This window comes from Pseudomonas sp. 58 R 12, assembly GCF_900005865.1.
In the GTDB taxonomy this organism is placed as follows: Bacteria; Pseudomonadota; Gammaproteobacteria; order Pseudomonadales; family Pseudomonadaceae; genus Aquipseudomonas; species Aquipseudomonas tritici.
The window spans coordinates 623,565-638,228 of record NZ_CVTP01000016.1 but is presented as its reverse complement, the minus strand read 5'-3'; the positions used below and the strand labels follow the sequence as shown (position 1 = coordinate 638,228).

Below are 14,664 nucleotides of genomic sequence, written 5' to 3'. Positions count from 1 at the left end.
CCATTCCACACACAGCTTATCCGACAGCGCAGCACAGGCAGAGCACCGTTTCTCCCCCGTGTTGTCATTCTCTGTACATCACGTGGAATATGGCCTAAAGGCACTTATCCACAGAGGATGGCCTGCCTAGCTTTTATAAGCTTTACAGAAAAGCTTTAAATAACTTCCTTCTTTATTTTTATATCTATGCCACTGCCCGTGAAGGCCAAGCAGACAGAAAAGGCCAAATGGAGCCTAGAGATCTAATTGAAGGAAAAGCTGGTTGGAAATTGACCTAGAGGCTTGCTTTCTCTAGAATCGCCGGTCTCTTAAAACGGGGGCCATTCCGGCCCGTTGTGGACGAACCAGGTAACAACGCCATGAAACGTACTTTCCAACCAAGCACCATCAAACGCGCCCGCACTCACGGCTTCCGTGCTCGCATGGCTACCAAGAACGGCCGTGCTGTCCTGTCGCGTCGTCGCGCCAAAGGTCGTGCGCGTCTGGCAGTTTGATAATCCGGTACTGGTGGTGAGTCAGGACTTCAGTCGGGAAAAGCGTTTGCTGACCCCCCGGCATTTCAAGGCAGTCTTTGACTCCCCCACCGGCAAGGTTCCGGGGAAAAATCTCCTGCTCCTTGCGCGTAACAACGATCTTGATCACCCCCGTCTCGGGTTGGTGATCGGCAAGAAGAGCGTAAAGCTCTCCGTTGAGCGCAATCGCCTCAAGCGTCTGATGCGCGAATCGTTTCGCCTCCACCAGGACACTCTGGTTGGTTGGGATATTGTTATCGTCGCGCGCAAAGGCTTGGGGGACGTAGAAAACCCCGAATTGATTCAGCATTTCGGCAAGCTCTGGAAACGTTTGGCGCGTACCCACAAGCCAGCACCAGCAGTCAGCACCGAAACTGTAGGGGTAGACAGCCTTGATGCGTAAACTGGCAATCGTTCCGATCCAGTTTTATCGCTATGCCATTAGTCCTCTGATGGCCAGCCACTGTCGTTTCTACCCCAGTTGTTCCTGCTACGCGTTAGAGGCCATAGAAAATCATGGTCTTCTGCGCGGTGGCTGGCTGACCTTTCGTCGTTTAGGTCGCTGTCATCCGTGGAATCCCGGTGGTTATGACCCGGTTCCATCTATCCCTACCTCCCGTTCTTCTTCGATGGCCGAGTAATCATGGATATTAAACGCACGATCCTGATCGTCGCCCTGGCAATCGTGTCCTACGTCATGGTTCTTAAGTGGAACCAGGACTACGGCCAAGCTGCCCTGCCGACTCAGAATGTTGCTGCCAATGCTGTTCCTGCGGGGCTTCCCGACACAGTGAGTGGCACCAAAACTGCCGCCAGTGACGACATTCCACGTGCACCGGGCGAGACAAACGCACCTGCCGAAGTTCCAGTTGCCGCCAGCACGGACCTCATCCAGATCAAGACGGATGTATTGGACCTGGCTATCGACCCGCAAGGTGGCGATGTTGCCAAGCTGACGCTTCCGCTGTATCCGCGCCGTCAGGATCATCCGGAAATTCCATTCCAACTGTTCGATAACGGTGGCGAGCGTGTTTACCTGGCTCAAAGTGGCCTGATCGGCACCAACGGTCCCGATGCAAGCGCTACCGGTCGTCCGGTTTTCTCTTCGGAGAAGAAGAGTTACCAACTGGCCGACGGCCAGGACCAATTGGTTGTTGACTTGAAGTTCAGCAAGGACGGCGTCAACTACATCAAGCGGTTCACCCTCAAACGTGGCCTGTACGACGTTGTTGTCACCTACTTGATCGACAACCAGAGCGCTCAGCCTTGGACCGGCGCGATGTTTGCGCAGCTCAAGCGTGATGCCAGCTCCGATCCGTCGTCCAGCACCGCCACTGGCACCGCGACGTACCTGGGCGCAGCCCTGTGGACAAGTTCGGAGCCTTACAAAAAAGTGTCGATGAAAGATATCGACAAGGTCAACGAAGACAAACAAAAGGCACCGATCACCTATAACGTGAACGGCGGCTGGGTTGCCTGGTTGCAACACTACTTCGTGACGGCGTGGATTCCTCAGCCTGGCCAGAACAACGTGGTTGCGGCTCGCAAGGACACCAAAGGCAATTACATCATTGGCTACACTGGCCCGGCATTGACCGTTGCTCCAGGTGCCAAGGCAGAAACCAGCGCCACCCTGTACGCCGGTCCGAAAAGCCAGGCTGTACTGAAAGAGTTGTCCCCAGGTCTCGAACTGACTGTGGATTACGGCTTCCTGTGGTTCATTGCCCAGCCGATTTTCTGGCTGCTGCAACATATCCACAGCATTGTCGGTAACTGGGGCTGGTCGATTATCTTCCTGACCATGCTGATCAAAGGGATCTTCTTCCCTCTGTCGGCAGCCAGCTACAAGTCGATGGCGCGCATGCGTGCCGTGGCGCCGAAACTGGCGGCACTGAAAGAGCAACATGGCGATGACCGGCAGAAAATGTCGCAGGCCATGATGGAGCTGTACAAGAAAGAGAAGATCAACCCGCTGGGTGGATGCTTGCCGATTCTGGTACAGATGCCGGTATTCCTGTCGCTGTACTGGGTACTCCTGGAAAGCGTGGAAATGCGCCAGGCACCGTTCATGCTGTGGATAACTGACCTGTCGATCAAAGACCCGTTCTTTATCCTGCCGATCATCATGGGCGCAACCATGTTTATCCAGCAGCGTCTGAACCCGACTCCGCCGGACCCGATGCAGGCCAAGGTAATGAAAATGATGCCAATCATCTTCACCTTCTTCTTCCTGTGGTTCCCAGCTGGTCTGGTGCTGTATTGGGTGGTCAACAACGTGTTGTCGATCTCTCAACAGTGGTACATCACACGTAAAATCGAAGCGGCTACCAAAAAAGCCGAGGCGTAATTTACTCTGTGGATAACCACTCAAGACGCCCCCTAGTGGGGCGTTTTGCTTTCCGTCACTTTTGTTCTGGAACCTGCTGATGAGCGCTCGTCGTGAAACCATCGCTGCTGTCGCTACCGCTCAAGGTCGCGGCGGTGTCGGTATCGTTCGAATTTCCGGGCCGCTCGCGGGCTTGGCAGCGAAGGCCATCAGTGGTCGTGAGTTGAAACCGCGCTATGCGCATTACGGCCCGTTCCTGGACGCTGACGAAAGCGTATTGGACGAAGGCCTGGCAATTTATTTCCCGGGCCCAAATTCCTTCACCGGCGAAGACGTCCTCGAATTGCAGGGCCATGGCGGCCCCGTTGTGCTGGATATGTTGTTGCAGCGCTGCCTGCAATTGGGCTGCCGCTTGGCCCGCCCAGGAGAATTCAGCGAACGCGCGTTTTTGAACGACAAGCTCGACCTGGCTCAGGCCGAAGCGATCGCTGACTTGATCGAAGCCAGTTCTGCACAAGCGGCGCGCAATGCGTTGCGCTCGCTGCAGGGGGCGTTCTCCTTGCGTGTGCATAACTTGACCGAACAATTGATCAGCCTGCGTATCTACGTCGAGGCGGCGATTGATTTTCCCGAGGAAGAAATTGACTTTCTTGCCGATGGCCACGTATTGGCGATGCTGGACAAGGTGCGCGACGAGTTATCCACAGTGCTGCGCGAAGCCGGGCAGGGCGCCTTGTTGCGTGATGGAATGACGGTAGTGATCGCTGGGCGGCCCAATGCGGGCAAATCCAGTCTGCTCAACGCACTGGCGGGACGTGAAGCAGCCATCGTCACTGAGATCGCCGGCACGACCCGGGATATCCTGCGCGAACATATCCACATCGACGGCATGCCACTGCACGTGGTTGACACTGCGGGTTTGCGCGATACCGATGACCAGGTTGAAAAGATCGGCGTGGAACGCGCCCTTAAGGCCATCAGCGAAGCGGATCGGGTGTTGCTGGTGGTGGATGCGACGGCGCCCGAGGCTGTGGATCCTTTCGCCCTATGGCCGGAATTCCTCGAGCAACGTCCAGACCCGGCCAAGGTCACGTTGATTCGCAACAAAGCCGATTTGACGGGTGAAGCCATCGCGATGGAAACCAGCGCGGATGGCCATGTCACTATCAACCTCAGCGCAAAGTCAGCAGGTGATGGCTTGGAATTGCTGCGTGATCACCTCAAGGCCTGCATGGGCTACGAGCAGACCTCGGAAAGCAGCTTCAGTGCGCGCCGCAGGCACTTGGAGGCGTTGCGCCATGCGAGCGCAGCCTTGGAGCACGGTAGGGCACAATTAACCCTGGCGGGCGCAGGGGAGCTGCTGGCTGAGGATTTACGTCAGGCGCAGCAGCTGTTGGGGGAAATCACCGGCGCATTCAGCTCAGATGATTTGTTAGGCCGGATCTTCTCCAGCTTCTGCATTGGTAAATAACCGAGTTATCCACAACCTTACCAGTTGTAAGACACCGTACCGAGCAAGGTACGGCTGTCACCCCAATAGCAACGCCCTGCATCGTTGCAACCAGATACATATTCCTTGTCGAACAGGTTCTTGGCGTTTAAATCGACTGACCAGTTTTTGTCGATTTGATAGCCAACTGCAGCGTCTACCAGCGTCACGCTGCCGGCATCCAGTTTTCCGTAAAGGCTGGGTGCCGTGTAGGCAAACGTACTGTCGAAGTAGCGCACACCGCCCCCCAGGGACAGACCTTTGAGTTGACTGTCGAGGAATCGATATTTGCCCCAGATCGACGCTTGGTTACGTGGAACGCCCGTCATCTGGTGCCCCTCAACCAGCGAGGTGGCCGAATCCTTGGTAATCCGCGCGTCAGTGTAGGTGTAGGCCGCAGTCACATTCAGGTTAGGCGTGATGGCGCTGTTCACCTCAACTTCCACGCCCTTGGCCCGGCTTTCGCCGACTTGGCGATAGCTGTTGGTGGTGGCATCGAGATAAGTGTCGTCCTGCTTGCGCAAGTCATACACCGAAACCGTCATCGCCGTATCCCAGCCGATCGGCTCGTATTTCACACCCACTTCGTATTGGCTGCTGGTGATCGGTTTCAACGGTGAACCGGCGTTGGAAATCTGCTGCACCGGGACGAACGCGGTGGAGTAGCTGACATACGGCGTAAGGCCGTTGTCGAACTGGTACATCACCCCACCCTGGTAGGTGAACTTGCGGTCTTCGGAGCCTGTGTTGCTGGCCTTGTTCACCTTGTCGCGAAAATCGCTGTCGACCCAATCCTGGCGACCGCCAAGCAAGAACAACCAGTGGTCATACTTGCTCTGGATCTGTGCATAAACCCCTTTCATCTGTTGTTCGAGCAAGGTGTTTTGCACAGCCACCGGCGTCAAAGGATCTCGCAGGTACACAGGGTTATACACATTGATGGTGCCGGCAGAGCCTGCGTCCCAATCCTGGTTGAACGAGGTACGGTCATAGCTCGCGCCGAACAGCACGGTATTTTCCAGCCCGCCGACCTGGAATTTGCCTTCCAGTTGGTTATCCAGGGAGTAGACCATCGACTTGTTGTAGCGGTCGTAGGCAGTCATGTTCAGCTGAGTGCCAAAGCCACGGTTATTCAACGCGCCAGGCCAGGTTTCATGACGGTTAATGCGCGACTGCATATAGCGCGAGTTCTGGCGGAACTGCCAATCGTCGTTGAAGCTGTGGCTGAATTCGTAGCCGGTGCTCCAGGATTCGCGTTCAAAGGTGTTCCAATCCGGGTTACCGAGCATGGTGTGCTTGGACAGCTTGCCATTGGGGTTTGTAAGCAAGGTACCTGCGGCTGGTAGGCCAAGTTCGAGGTTGGTGTGGTCCTTCTGGTAATTGGCCAACAGGGTGAGGGTGTTGTAGTCGTCAAAATTCAGGGTCAGGGAAGGCGCAATGTAGAGTCGATCGTCTGGGACGTGATCGGTCTGTGTATCGGACTTGCGGCCAAGCATCACCACTCGCCCAAGAATGTTGTCGCTGTCATTGAGCGGGCCGGAGATATCCACACCCACTTGGCGTCGGTTGTTTGAGCCGTAACCCAGTTGCACCTCACCTTGCGGTGTGGCGGTCGGGTGTTTGCTGACCAGGTTCACCAACCCACCTGGTGCGTTTTCACCGTAGAGCAGGGAAGAAGGGCCGCGGAATACTTCGACTCGCTCTAGACCGTAAGGCTCGCTCGTTGTGTCGTACCGATTGCCTTGTACGCGTAGGCCGTCTCGCAGTAGGCCGTAGCCGTAATCCGTGGCGTTGAAACCGCGGATGAAGAACAGGTCACCGGCCAAGCCATCGCCGGCCGCAAAAGGCGGGGCGAAGATGCCAGGCACATAGCCCAATACTTCAGTCAGCGTCTGCGACTTCTGGTCCTTGATGCGTTGGCCGGTGACAACCGAAACCGAACGCGGTGTTTCTGACAAAGGCGTGCTGGTCTTGGTGCCGATGCGACTGTTTTGCGCCTTGTAGCCCACGTCACCGGCGATCTCCTGATTGAAACCAGCCTGTTGATAAGTGCTTACCGTGGTGGGCGCCAGTGTGAGTTCGCCAGCAGGCATGGCCTGCAGGACATAACTGCCGGGCGCCTGGACGACCGCCTGCAATCCCGAGTTTTGCAGCAGTAGCGCAAAGCCTTGATCCACCGAATAGTCACCTTCCAACCCTGGCGTGTTCAAACGCGTAGTTTGCTGGGGCGAAAAAGACAGAATCACATTCGCCCTGGCAGCAAATTGGCTCAAGGCATTATCCAGCGGGCCTGCAGCAATGGCGTAGTGTTGCACCGTGCTGGCGGCCATGGCGCTGGTTGATAGCAAAACAGCGGCCGTGGCTGCAGTACTGAGCAGTAGGCTGCCGGTCAAACCGTGGTAGGAAAGCCGCTGGCGAAACTTGGTAGGGAGGCGCATAGGTGGGTTAGCCCTGAAGGTTGCGTCGTGATTACCTGTAGGGCCGCACCAGGCAAAAAAAAGATAACCCCCTTATGGATAATTTTTCCAGTCAGCTGATTCGCTTCACCGAAACCCAATAGCGAGTGAAATACTTCACTTTGATCGGCAAGGTCGCTTGCAGATTGGCCAGTACCGCATCCGTTGAATCCAGGCGCAACGTACCGGAAACGCGCAGACGTGCCGAAGCCACGTCGCATTGCAATACGCCCGGCCGATAACGCGCGAGCTCGTCGAGTACATCCCCGAGTCGAGCATCCAATACGATCAACTGGCCATCGACCCAGGCCGCCTGGGAACCGCGATACACAATGTTCGGCCCGACGTTTTGGCGATCAAAGTCAGCGCTTTCACCTGCTCCGAGCACGCGGACATGGTTGGGCTGGTCACCTGGCGACACGCTCACGCGATCCTCCAGAACGCCGACACGTGTGGTGTCCGACAGTTGGCGCACGGTAAATCGGGTACCCAATGCCTGGACTCGCCCTTGGCGGGTTTCGACATAAAAGGGCGTGTGCCCGCTCAATTTTCCCGTGTGGATAAGTACTTCACCTTCGCGCAGGCGGATCAAACGCTGACGCCCGTCGAACACCACATCAATCGCCGTGCCGGTGTTGAGATCAAGCCGCGTGCCATCGGCCAATTCGATACGCCGGCGTTCACCCACGGAAGTCCGGTAGTCGGCCAATACATTGCCCAGAGACGTGTGTTGCTGAACATTCCAGCCCAAGTACCCGGTACCGCCCAACACCAGCATCCACTTCAGTACCTGGCGACGTTGCTGCGTGGTCGACAATGCACGGCGGGTTAAATCCTGGGGCAGAGCGCCAAGACTGCGCTGTAATTGCTCCATCTGGTTCCATGCCGCCTGATGGGCCGGATCATCGTTGAGCCATTGCTGCCAGGCCTGGCGTTCTGCGGGTGTAGCCGGTTGGGATTGAAATTGCACATACCAACTGGCTGCGGACTCGAAGGTCTTGCGATCGGGAATCGCCATTACAGGCTGGCCATGATCAGCGAACACTCAGTCAATGCCCGAATCATATGCTTCTTCACTGTGGTCAGTGACACCTGCAGTTGATTGGCGATCTGTTGATAAGTCAGCCCTTCGATCTGCGACATCATGAAAATCCGCCGCGCCCGCTCGCCGAGTCCGGACAGGGCTTTATCCACAGCCACCAGGGTCTCAATGATGATGGCCTTGTCTTCTTCACTGATGGCGGTGCCTTCAGGCCGTTCAGCCAGTGTTTGTCTGTAGGCCTGTTCGATGGCGTGCCGGCGATAACGATCAATCACCAGGCCCTTGGCGATGGTCGCCAGATAGTCCCGCGGTTCAACGATCTGCGCCGCATGCCGTCCGCCTAGTATCCGCACGAACGTATCGTGCGCCACATCGGCGGCATCGCAGGCGTTATGCAACTTCCCTTTGAGCCACCCGTGCAACCAGGAATGGTGCTGCTCATAGATATGCTGGACTGCAACCGTGTGTGAAGAAGGGGACATAGGGCATGACGAACTAGGTTAATGATAATCGCTATTATTAACTGCCCTACGGTGTTCCCACAATAGATCTCTACTTTCTGCGCTTACCAACGAATGTGAGGATTTGGTTGGCCTGCGTGTGGGCGAAATACACACGGTTGAACCAATTTCTGTGGATTAAACCCTGTGAATAACCGCCCTTGTGCCCAGTTGATAACAGGGCCTGAAACCTGAGTAAAAACCTGCCTGTGGATAACCACCTGTTTAATCCACAGGCTTAAACCACTTATCCAAGGGCCTCATTGGCACATGACCACAGACTTTTGAATCTCTGTACACATTGTAAATAGGGGCTTGTAGAGATCTATCCACAGAAAAGGTGATCAGTAGAAATAAACATAAAAACAAAGATTTAATAAATTTCTCTCTTTTAATTTCTATTGTCTGTGATTCATCCACAGCTGGTTAAATTTTGTGCAAAGGGTTCTTTAGCAAGGGCTAAGTCCCTATACTTGCCGGCATTGCTCCAATCTCTTTCAACAGACAATTCCTGATTACCTACATAAGCAGGCACGAGGTGCGTGGTGGATTTCCCTTCCCGTTTTGAAGTGATCGTCATCGGCGGCGGTCATGCCGGTACCGAGGCAGCACTGGCGTCAGCACGCATGGGTGTCAAAACCCTGTTGTTGACGCATAACGTGGAAACCCTCGGTGCCATGAGCTGCAACCCCGCCATCGGTGGGATCGGCAAAAGCCATCTGGTCAAGGAAATCGACGCCCTTGGCGGCGTGATGGCCATGGCGACTGACAAAGGTGGTATTCAATTTCGCGTGCTCAACAGCCGCAAAGGCCCGGCCGTACGGGCTACCCGGGCTCAAGCCGACCGCATCCTGTACAAGGCGGCGGTACGCGAAACCCTGGAAAACCAGCCGAACCTGTGGATATTTCAGCAGGCAGCGGATGACCTGATCGTCGAGCAAGACCAGGTACGCGGTGTTGTCACGCAGATGGGCCTGCGTTTTCACGCAGAATCCGTGGTGTTGACCACCGGTACGTTCCTCGGCGGACTTATCCACATCGGTATGCAGAACTATTCCGGCGGCCGTGCGGGTGACCCCCCCTCGATCGCCCTGGCTAAACGACTGCGTGAATTGCCGCTGCGCGTCGGCCGTTTGAAAACCGGGACCCCGCCGCGTATCGACGGGCGTTCTGTGGATTTCTCGGTGATGACCGAACAAGCCGGCGATACACCGATCCCGGTCATGTCGTTCATGGGCTCCAAAGAACAGCACCCCAAACAGGTCAGCTGCTGGATCACCCACACCAATGCACGCACCCACGAAATCATCGCGGCGAACCTCGACCGTTCGCCGATGTATTCCGGGGTGATCGAAGGCATCGGCCCACGTTATTGCCCGTCGATTGAAGACAAGATCCACCGCTTTGCCGACAAGGAAAGCCACCAGGTCTTCATCGAGCCCGAAGGCTTGACCACCCACGAGCTGTACCCGAACGGGATTTCCACCTCACTGCCGTTCGACGTACAGATCCAGATCGTGCAATCGATTCGCGGTATGGAAAACGCGCACATCGTGCGTCCGGGCTACGCCATCGAGTACGACTACTTCGACCCGCGTGACCTGAAGTACAGCCTGGAAACCAAAGTCATTGGCGGTTTGTTTTTCGCCGGGCAAATCAACGGCACCACCGGTTACGAAGAAGCCGGCGCCCAAGGTTTGCTGGCCGGGACCAACGCGGCATTGCGCGCGCAGGGCAAAGACACCTGGTGCCCGCGCCGCGATGAAGCGTATATCGGCGTATTGGTCGACGACCTGATTACCCTGGGTACCCAGGAACCGTACCGGATGTTCACTTCCCGGGCGGAATACCGATTGATCCTGCGCGAAGACAACGCCGACCTGCGTCTGACCGAAAAAGGCCGCGAGCTGGGCCTGGTCGATGACGCACGCTGGGAAGCTTTCTGCAAAAAACGCGAAAGCATTGCGTTGGAAGAGCAGCGCCTGAAAAGCACTTGGGTTCGCCCGGGCACCGAGCAGGGCGACGCGATCGCCGAAAAATTTGGCACGCCGCTGACCCACGAATACAACTTGCTGAACCTGCTGTCCCGTCCGGAAATCGACTACGCTGGCTTGGTCGAAGTGACCGGCCACGGCGCAGAAGACCCACAAGTTGCCGAGCAGGTCGAAATCAAGACCAAATACGCCGGTTACATTGACCGCCAGCAGGATGAGATCGCTCGCCTGCGCGCCAGTGAAAACACCAAGCTGCCTGTGGATATCGACTACACCGGGATTTCCGGGTTGTCGAAAGAAATTCAAAGCAAGCTGGGGATAACTCGGCCAGAAACCCTGGGCCAGGCGTCACGTATCCCCGGTGTCACCCCGGCAGCCATTTCGCTGTTGATGATTCATTTGAAAAAACGCGGCGCGGGCCGTCAGTTGGAGCAAAGCGCTTGAGTTCGTCTGTTACCTCGCAACACGCCGAAGAGTTATCCACAGGTGCGTGCCAGTTGGGCATCGACCTGACCCCGGCCCAGCACGAATTGCTGCTGGGCTACCTGGCCCTGTTGATCAAGTGGAACAAGGCTTACAACCTGACTGCCGTGCGTGACCCTGATGAAATGGTTTCGCGTCACTTGCTCGATAGCTTGAGCGTAATGCCATTCATCGAAAACGGTCGCTGGTTGGACGTGGGCAGTGGCGGCGGCATGCCTGGCATCCCGCTGGCCATCCTGTTTCCCGAGTCGCAAGTGACCTGCCTTGACAGCAACGGCAAGAAAACCCGCTTCCTGACCCAGGTCAAACTCGAACTCAAACTGGACAACCTGCAGGTTATCCACAGCCGCGTCGAAGACTTCACGCCTGAGCAGCCCTTCAACGGAATTGTTTCCCGGGCGTTCAGCAGCATGGAGAACTTCAGCAACTGGACTCGCCACCTTGGCGACCGTGACACGCGCTGGCTGGCAATGAAGGGCGTTCATCCAAGCGACGAGCTGTTAGCATTGCCGGCAGACTTCCACCTCGATAGCGAACACGCCTTGGCCGTACCCGGTTGCCAAGGCCAACGCCATCTGCTGATACTGCGCCGCACGGCATGATTGGGAACACAAGCAAGAATGGCTAAGGTATTCGCAATAGCGAACCAGAAAGGTGGCGTGGGTAAAACCACCACCTGCATCAACCTCGCAGCATCCCTGGTCGCCACCAAGCGTCGGGTGCTGTTGATCGATCTCGATCCACAGGGCAACGCCACCATGGGTAGCGGTGTGGATAAACACGGCCTGGAAAACTCGGTCTACGACGTGCTGATTGGCGAGTGCGACCTGGCTCAGGCCATGCACTATTCCGAGCACGGCGGTTATCAACTGCTGCCGGCCAACCGCGATTTGACCGCGGCGGAAGTGGTGCTGCTCGAAATGCAGATGAAAGAAAGCCGTCTGCGCAGCGCCTTGGCGCCGATCCGCGAGAACTACGACTACATTTTGATCGACTGCCCACCGTCGCTATCGATGCTCACGCTCAACGCGTTGGTGGCCGCCGATGGGGTGATTATCCCCATGCAGTGCGAATACTTCGCACTGGAAGGTTTGAGCGACCTTGTGGATAACATCAAGCGAATCGCCGAGTTGCTCAACCCGAACCTGCAGATCGAAGGCTTACTGCGCACGATGTACGATCCGCGCCTGAGCCTGATGAACGATGTGTCGGCGCAGCTTAAGGAACACTTCGGCGAGCAGTTGTACGACACCGTGATTCCACGCAACATCCGCCTGGCCGAAGCGCCAAGCTATGGCATGCCCGCGTTGGCCTATGACAAAACGTCGCGCGGTGCCATTGCTTACCTGGCACTGGCCGGCGAGATGGTTCGTCGCCAACGCCGCAACTCACGCACCGCTGCAGCCCAGCCAACTTAAGGAATTCCCATGGCCGTCAAGAAACGAGGTCTCGGACGTGGACTGGATGCACTGCTGAGTGGTCCGACCGTCACATCGCTTGAAGAACAAGCGGTGCAGGCCGACGAGCGCGAGCTGCAGCACCTGCCCCTGGACCTGATCCAGCGCGGCAAATACCAGCCACGCCGGGACATGGACCCCCAGGCGCTGGAGGAGTTAGCCAATTCGATCAAGGCTCAGGGCGTGATGCAGCCAATCGTGGTACGCCCGATTGGTGACGGCCGTTATGAAATCATCGCCGGTGAACGCCGCTGGCGCGCGAGCCAGCAGGCTGGTAAGGAAACCATCCCGGCGATGGTGCGCGATGTGCCGGATGAAACCGCCATCGCCATGGCGTTGATCGAGAACATCCAGCGTGAAGACCTCAACCCGATCGAAGAAGCGATCGCTTTGCAGCGTCTGCAGCAGGAATTCCAGTTGACCCAGCAACAAGTCGCGGACGCGGTGGGCAAGTCCCGCGTGACCGTGTCCAACTTGCTGCGCCTGATCGCCTTGCCGGAAGTCATCAAGACCATGTTGTCCCATGGCGACCTGGAAATGGGCCACGCCCGTGCCTTGCTCGGTTTGCCGGAAAATCAACAGGTTGAAGGGGCGCGACACGTTGTCGCACGGGGTCTCACCGTTCGTCAGACCGAGGCCCTGGTTCGCCAGTGGCTCAGCGGCAAACCTGCACCGGTCGAAACGGCCAAACCTGATCCGGATATCGCGCGTCTTGAGCAGCGCCTGGCCGAGCGGCTGGGCTCTTCGGTGCAAATTCGTCACGGCAAGAAGGGCAAAGGGCAACTGGTTATCGGGTATAACTCGCTGGATGAGCTTCAGGGTGTTCTTGCTCACATCCGCTGAAACATTTGCTCATGTAGCGCGCGATCGGAAATCACTACCCGGCAGTTGAATAGGGGCTGAACCGCCCCTATACTCTGCGCGCATTTTGTCGGCACAAATTATGCCAAGTTATTGATTTCCGGCAGCCGACCATTGAGGAGCAAAAGTGATGGAAACCCGCACGCCAAACACGTTGCCGTTCCATCGCCTGGCCGTTTTTCCGGTTTTATTGGCTCAATTTGTGATTTTACTGATCGCCGCTTTGGCGCTTTGGTACGGGCATGGAGTCGTAGCCGGATATTCAGGACTCTGCGGAGGCCTGATAGCCTTGCTGCCCAATATGTATTTTGCTCACAGGGCCTTTCGGTTTTCCGGCGCCCGAGCAGCCCAGGCTATCGTCCGGTCTTTTTATGCCGGCGAGGCGGGGAAACTGATTTTGACGGCAGTGCTGTTTGCACTGACCTTTGCAGGTGTGAAGCCATTGGCGCCGCTGGCTGTATTCGGCGTCTTCGTGTTGACCCAACTGGTCAGCTGGTTCGCTCCCCTGCTAATGAAAACAAGACTTTCGAAACCTTAGGGCGTTTGAGGCAACCATGGCAGAAACAACCGCTTCGGGCTATATCCAGCACCACTTGCAGAACCTGACCTTCGGTCAGCTTCCTAATGGCGGCTGGGGCTTTGCCCACTCCGCAGCAGAAGCCAAAGAAATGGGTTTCTGGGCTTTCCACCTGGATACTCTGGGCTGGTCGGTCGCATTGGGTCTGATCTTCGTTCTGATTTTCCGCATGGCGGCCAAGAAGGCAACTTCCGGTCAGCCAGGTGCTTTGCAGAACTTCGTTGAAGTATTGGTCGAATTCGTCGATGGCAGCGTGAAAGACAGCTTCCATGGCCGTAGCCCGGTGATTGCACCGCTGGCACTGACCATCTTCGTCTGGGTGTTCCTGATGAACGCCGTCGACCTGATCCCGGTTGACTGGATTCCTCAGCTGGCCATCCTGATCTCCGGCGACCCGCACATCCCATTCCGCGCGGTATCGACCACTGACCCGAACGCTACCCTGGGCATGGCCTTGTCGGTGTTCGCGCTGATCATTTTCTACAGCATCAAGATCAAGGGCATCGGCGGCTTCATCGGCGAACTGACCCTGCACCCGTTCGGCAGCAAGAACATCTTTGTTCAAGCCCTGCTGATCCCGGTGAACTTCCTGCTGGAATTCGTGACCCTGATCGCCAAGCCGATTTCCCTGGCTCTGCGACTGTTCGGCAACATGTATGCCGGCGAGTTGGTGTTCATTCTGATCGCTGTGATGTTCGGCAGCGGCCTGCTCTGGCTTAGCGGCCTGGGCATCGTTCTGCAGTGGGCGTGGGCTGTGTTCCACATCCTGATCATCACCCTGCAGGCCTTCATCTTCATGATGCTGACCATCGTCTACCTGTCGATGGCGCACGAAGAGAACCATTAAGGCCAGTCTCGACTAGTCTGATGTCCTTCCCGGTGAAACGGGAAGGTGGCCCACCAGGGCTATGAAACGATTTGTTTTACCGCTTTAAAATCTAAAAAACCTAAACCATACGACGTAAAA

General features: G+C 56.5%; 14 protein-coding genes. 11 read left to right on the top strand and 3 right to left on the bottom strand.

What is annotated here, in order from left to right:
• Positions 1-359: 359 nt before the first annotated feature.
• The 5 genes from rpmH to mnmE all read left to right on the top strand — a co-directional run bounded on the left by rpmH (position 360) and on the right by mnmE (position 4,309).
• Positions 360-494, top strand: coding sequence for a 50S ribosomal protein L34 (rpmH, locus tag BFP95_RS28955; RefSeq protein ID WP_003213577.1), 135 nt, complete (start codon positions 360-362; stop codon positions 492-494).
• 13 nt (positions 495-507) lie between these two features.
• Complete coding sequence (rnpA, locus tag BFP95_RS28950) at positions 508-915, top strand: ribonuclease P protein component (RefSeq protein ID WP_020302575.1); 408 nt, start codon at positions 508-510, stop codon at positions 913-915.
• The gene (gene yidD, locus BFP95_RS28945; RefSeq protein WP_083207160.1) at positions 908-1,153 is read left to right on the top strand and encodes a membrane protein insertion efficiency factor YidD; all 246 of its coding nucleotides are present in this window, start codon (positions 908-910) and stop codon (positions 1,151-1,153) included. Before rnpA ends, yidD begins: the two co-directional genes overlap by 8 nt.
• A gap of 2 nt (positions 1,154-1,155) precedes the next feature.
• Complete coding sequence (gene yidC, locus BFP95_RS12255) at positions 1,156-2,859, top strand: membrane protein insertase YidC (protein ID WP_065875578.1); 1,704 nt, start codon at positions 1,156-1,158, stop codon at positions 2,857-2,859.
• A 79-nt stretch (positions 2,860-2,938) separates the two neighbouring features.
• On the top strand, positions 2,939-4,309 hold the full coding sequence (gene mnmE / locus BFP95_RS12250) for a tRNA uridine-5-carboxymethylaminomethyl(34) synthesis GTPase MnmE (protein ID WP_065910167.1): 1,371 nt from the start codon (positions 2,939-2,941) through the stop codon (positions 4,307-4,309).
• A gap of 17 nt (positions 4,310-4,326) precedes the next feature.
• On the opposite strand, the gene BFP95_RS12245 is transcribed toward mnmE, so the two are convergent.
• The 3 genes from BFP95_RS12245 to BFP95_RS12235 all read right to left on the bottom strand — a co-directional run bounded on the left by BFP95_RS12245 (position 4,327) and on the right by BFP95_RS12235 (position 8,307).
• Positions 4,327-6,765 carry a TonB-dependent siderophore receptor gene (locus BFP95_RS12245; protein ID WP_065910162.1) on the bottom strand — a complete coding sequence of 813 codons (2,439 nt, stop codon included), beginning with the start codon at positions 6,763-6,765 and terminating at the stop codon, positions 4,327-4,329.
• A gap of 91 nt (positions 6,766-6,856) precedes the next feature.
• Entirely contained in the window at positions 6,857-7,801 is a 945-nt protein-coding gene (locus BFP95_RS12240; protein ID WP_065910160.1) for a FecR domain-containing protein, read from the bottom strand.
• The gene (locus BFP95_RS12235; protein ID WP_065875574.1) at positions 7,801-8,307 is read right to left on the bottom strand and encodes a sigma-70 family RNA polymerase sigma factor; all 507 of its coding nucleotides are present in this window, start codon (positions 8,305-8,307) and stop codon (positions 7,801-7,803) included. The genes BFP95_RS12240 and BFP95_RS12235 overlap by 1 nt, the downstream gene beginning before the upstream one ends.
• Before the next feature lie 563 nt (positions 8,308-8,870).
• Here BFP95_RS12235 and mnmG point away from each other — a divergent pair.
• The 6 genes from mnmG to atpB all read left to right on the top strand — a co-directional run bounded on the left by mnmG (position 8,871) and on the right by atpB (position 14,544).
• On the top strand, positions 8,871-10,763 hold the full coding sequence (mnmG, locus tag BFP95_RS12230) for a tRNA uridine-5-carboxymethylaminomethyl(34) synthesis enzyme MnmG (protein WP_065875670.1): 1,893 nt from the start codon (positions 8,871-8,873) through the stop codon (positions 10,761-10,763).
• Entirely contained in the window at positions 10,760-11,404 is a 645-nt protein-coding gene (rsmG, locus tag BFP95_RS12225) for a 16S rRNA (guanine(527)-N(7))-methyltransferase RsmG (RefSeq protein WP_065910158.1), read from the top strand. Before mnmG ends, rsmG begins: the two co-directional genes overlap by 4 nt.
• Positions 11,405-11,422: 18 nt before the next feature.
• Positions 11,423-12,220, top strand: coding sequence for a ParA family protein (locus BFP95_RS12220; RefSeq protein WP_049710818.1), 798 nt, complete (start codon positions 11,423-11,425; stop codon positions 12,218-12,220).
• Between the two features lie 9 nt (positions 12,221-12,229).
• Complete coding sequence (locus tag BFP95_RS12215; RefSeq protein ID WP_065875572.1) at positions 12,230-13,102, top strand: ParB/RepB/Spo0J family partition protein; 873 nt, start codon at positions 12,230-12,232, stop codon at positions 13,100-13,102.
• Between the two features lie 148 nt (positions 13,103-13,250).
• On the top strand, positions 13,251-13,658 hold the full coding sequence (locus tag BFP95_RS12210; RefSeq protein WP_003177069.1) for a F0F1 ATP synthase subunit I: 408 nt from the start codon (positions 13,251-13,253) through the stop codon (positions 13,656-13,658).
• A 16-nt stretch (positions 13,659-13,674) separates the two neighbouring features.
• On the top strand, positions 13,675-14,544 hold the full coding sequence (gene atpB, locus BFP95_RS12205) for a F0F1 ATP synthase subunit A (RefSeq protein ID WP_049710820.1): 870 nt from the start codon (positions 13,675-13,677) through the stop codon (positions 14,542-14,544).
• Positions 14,545-14,664: the final 120 nt, after the last annotated feature.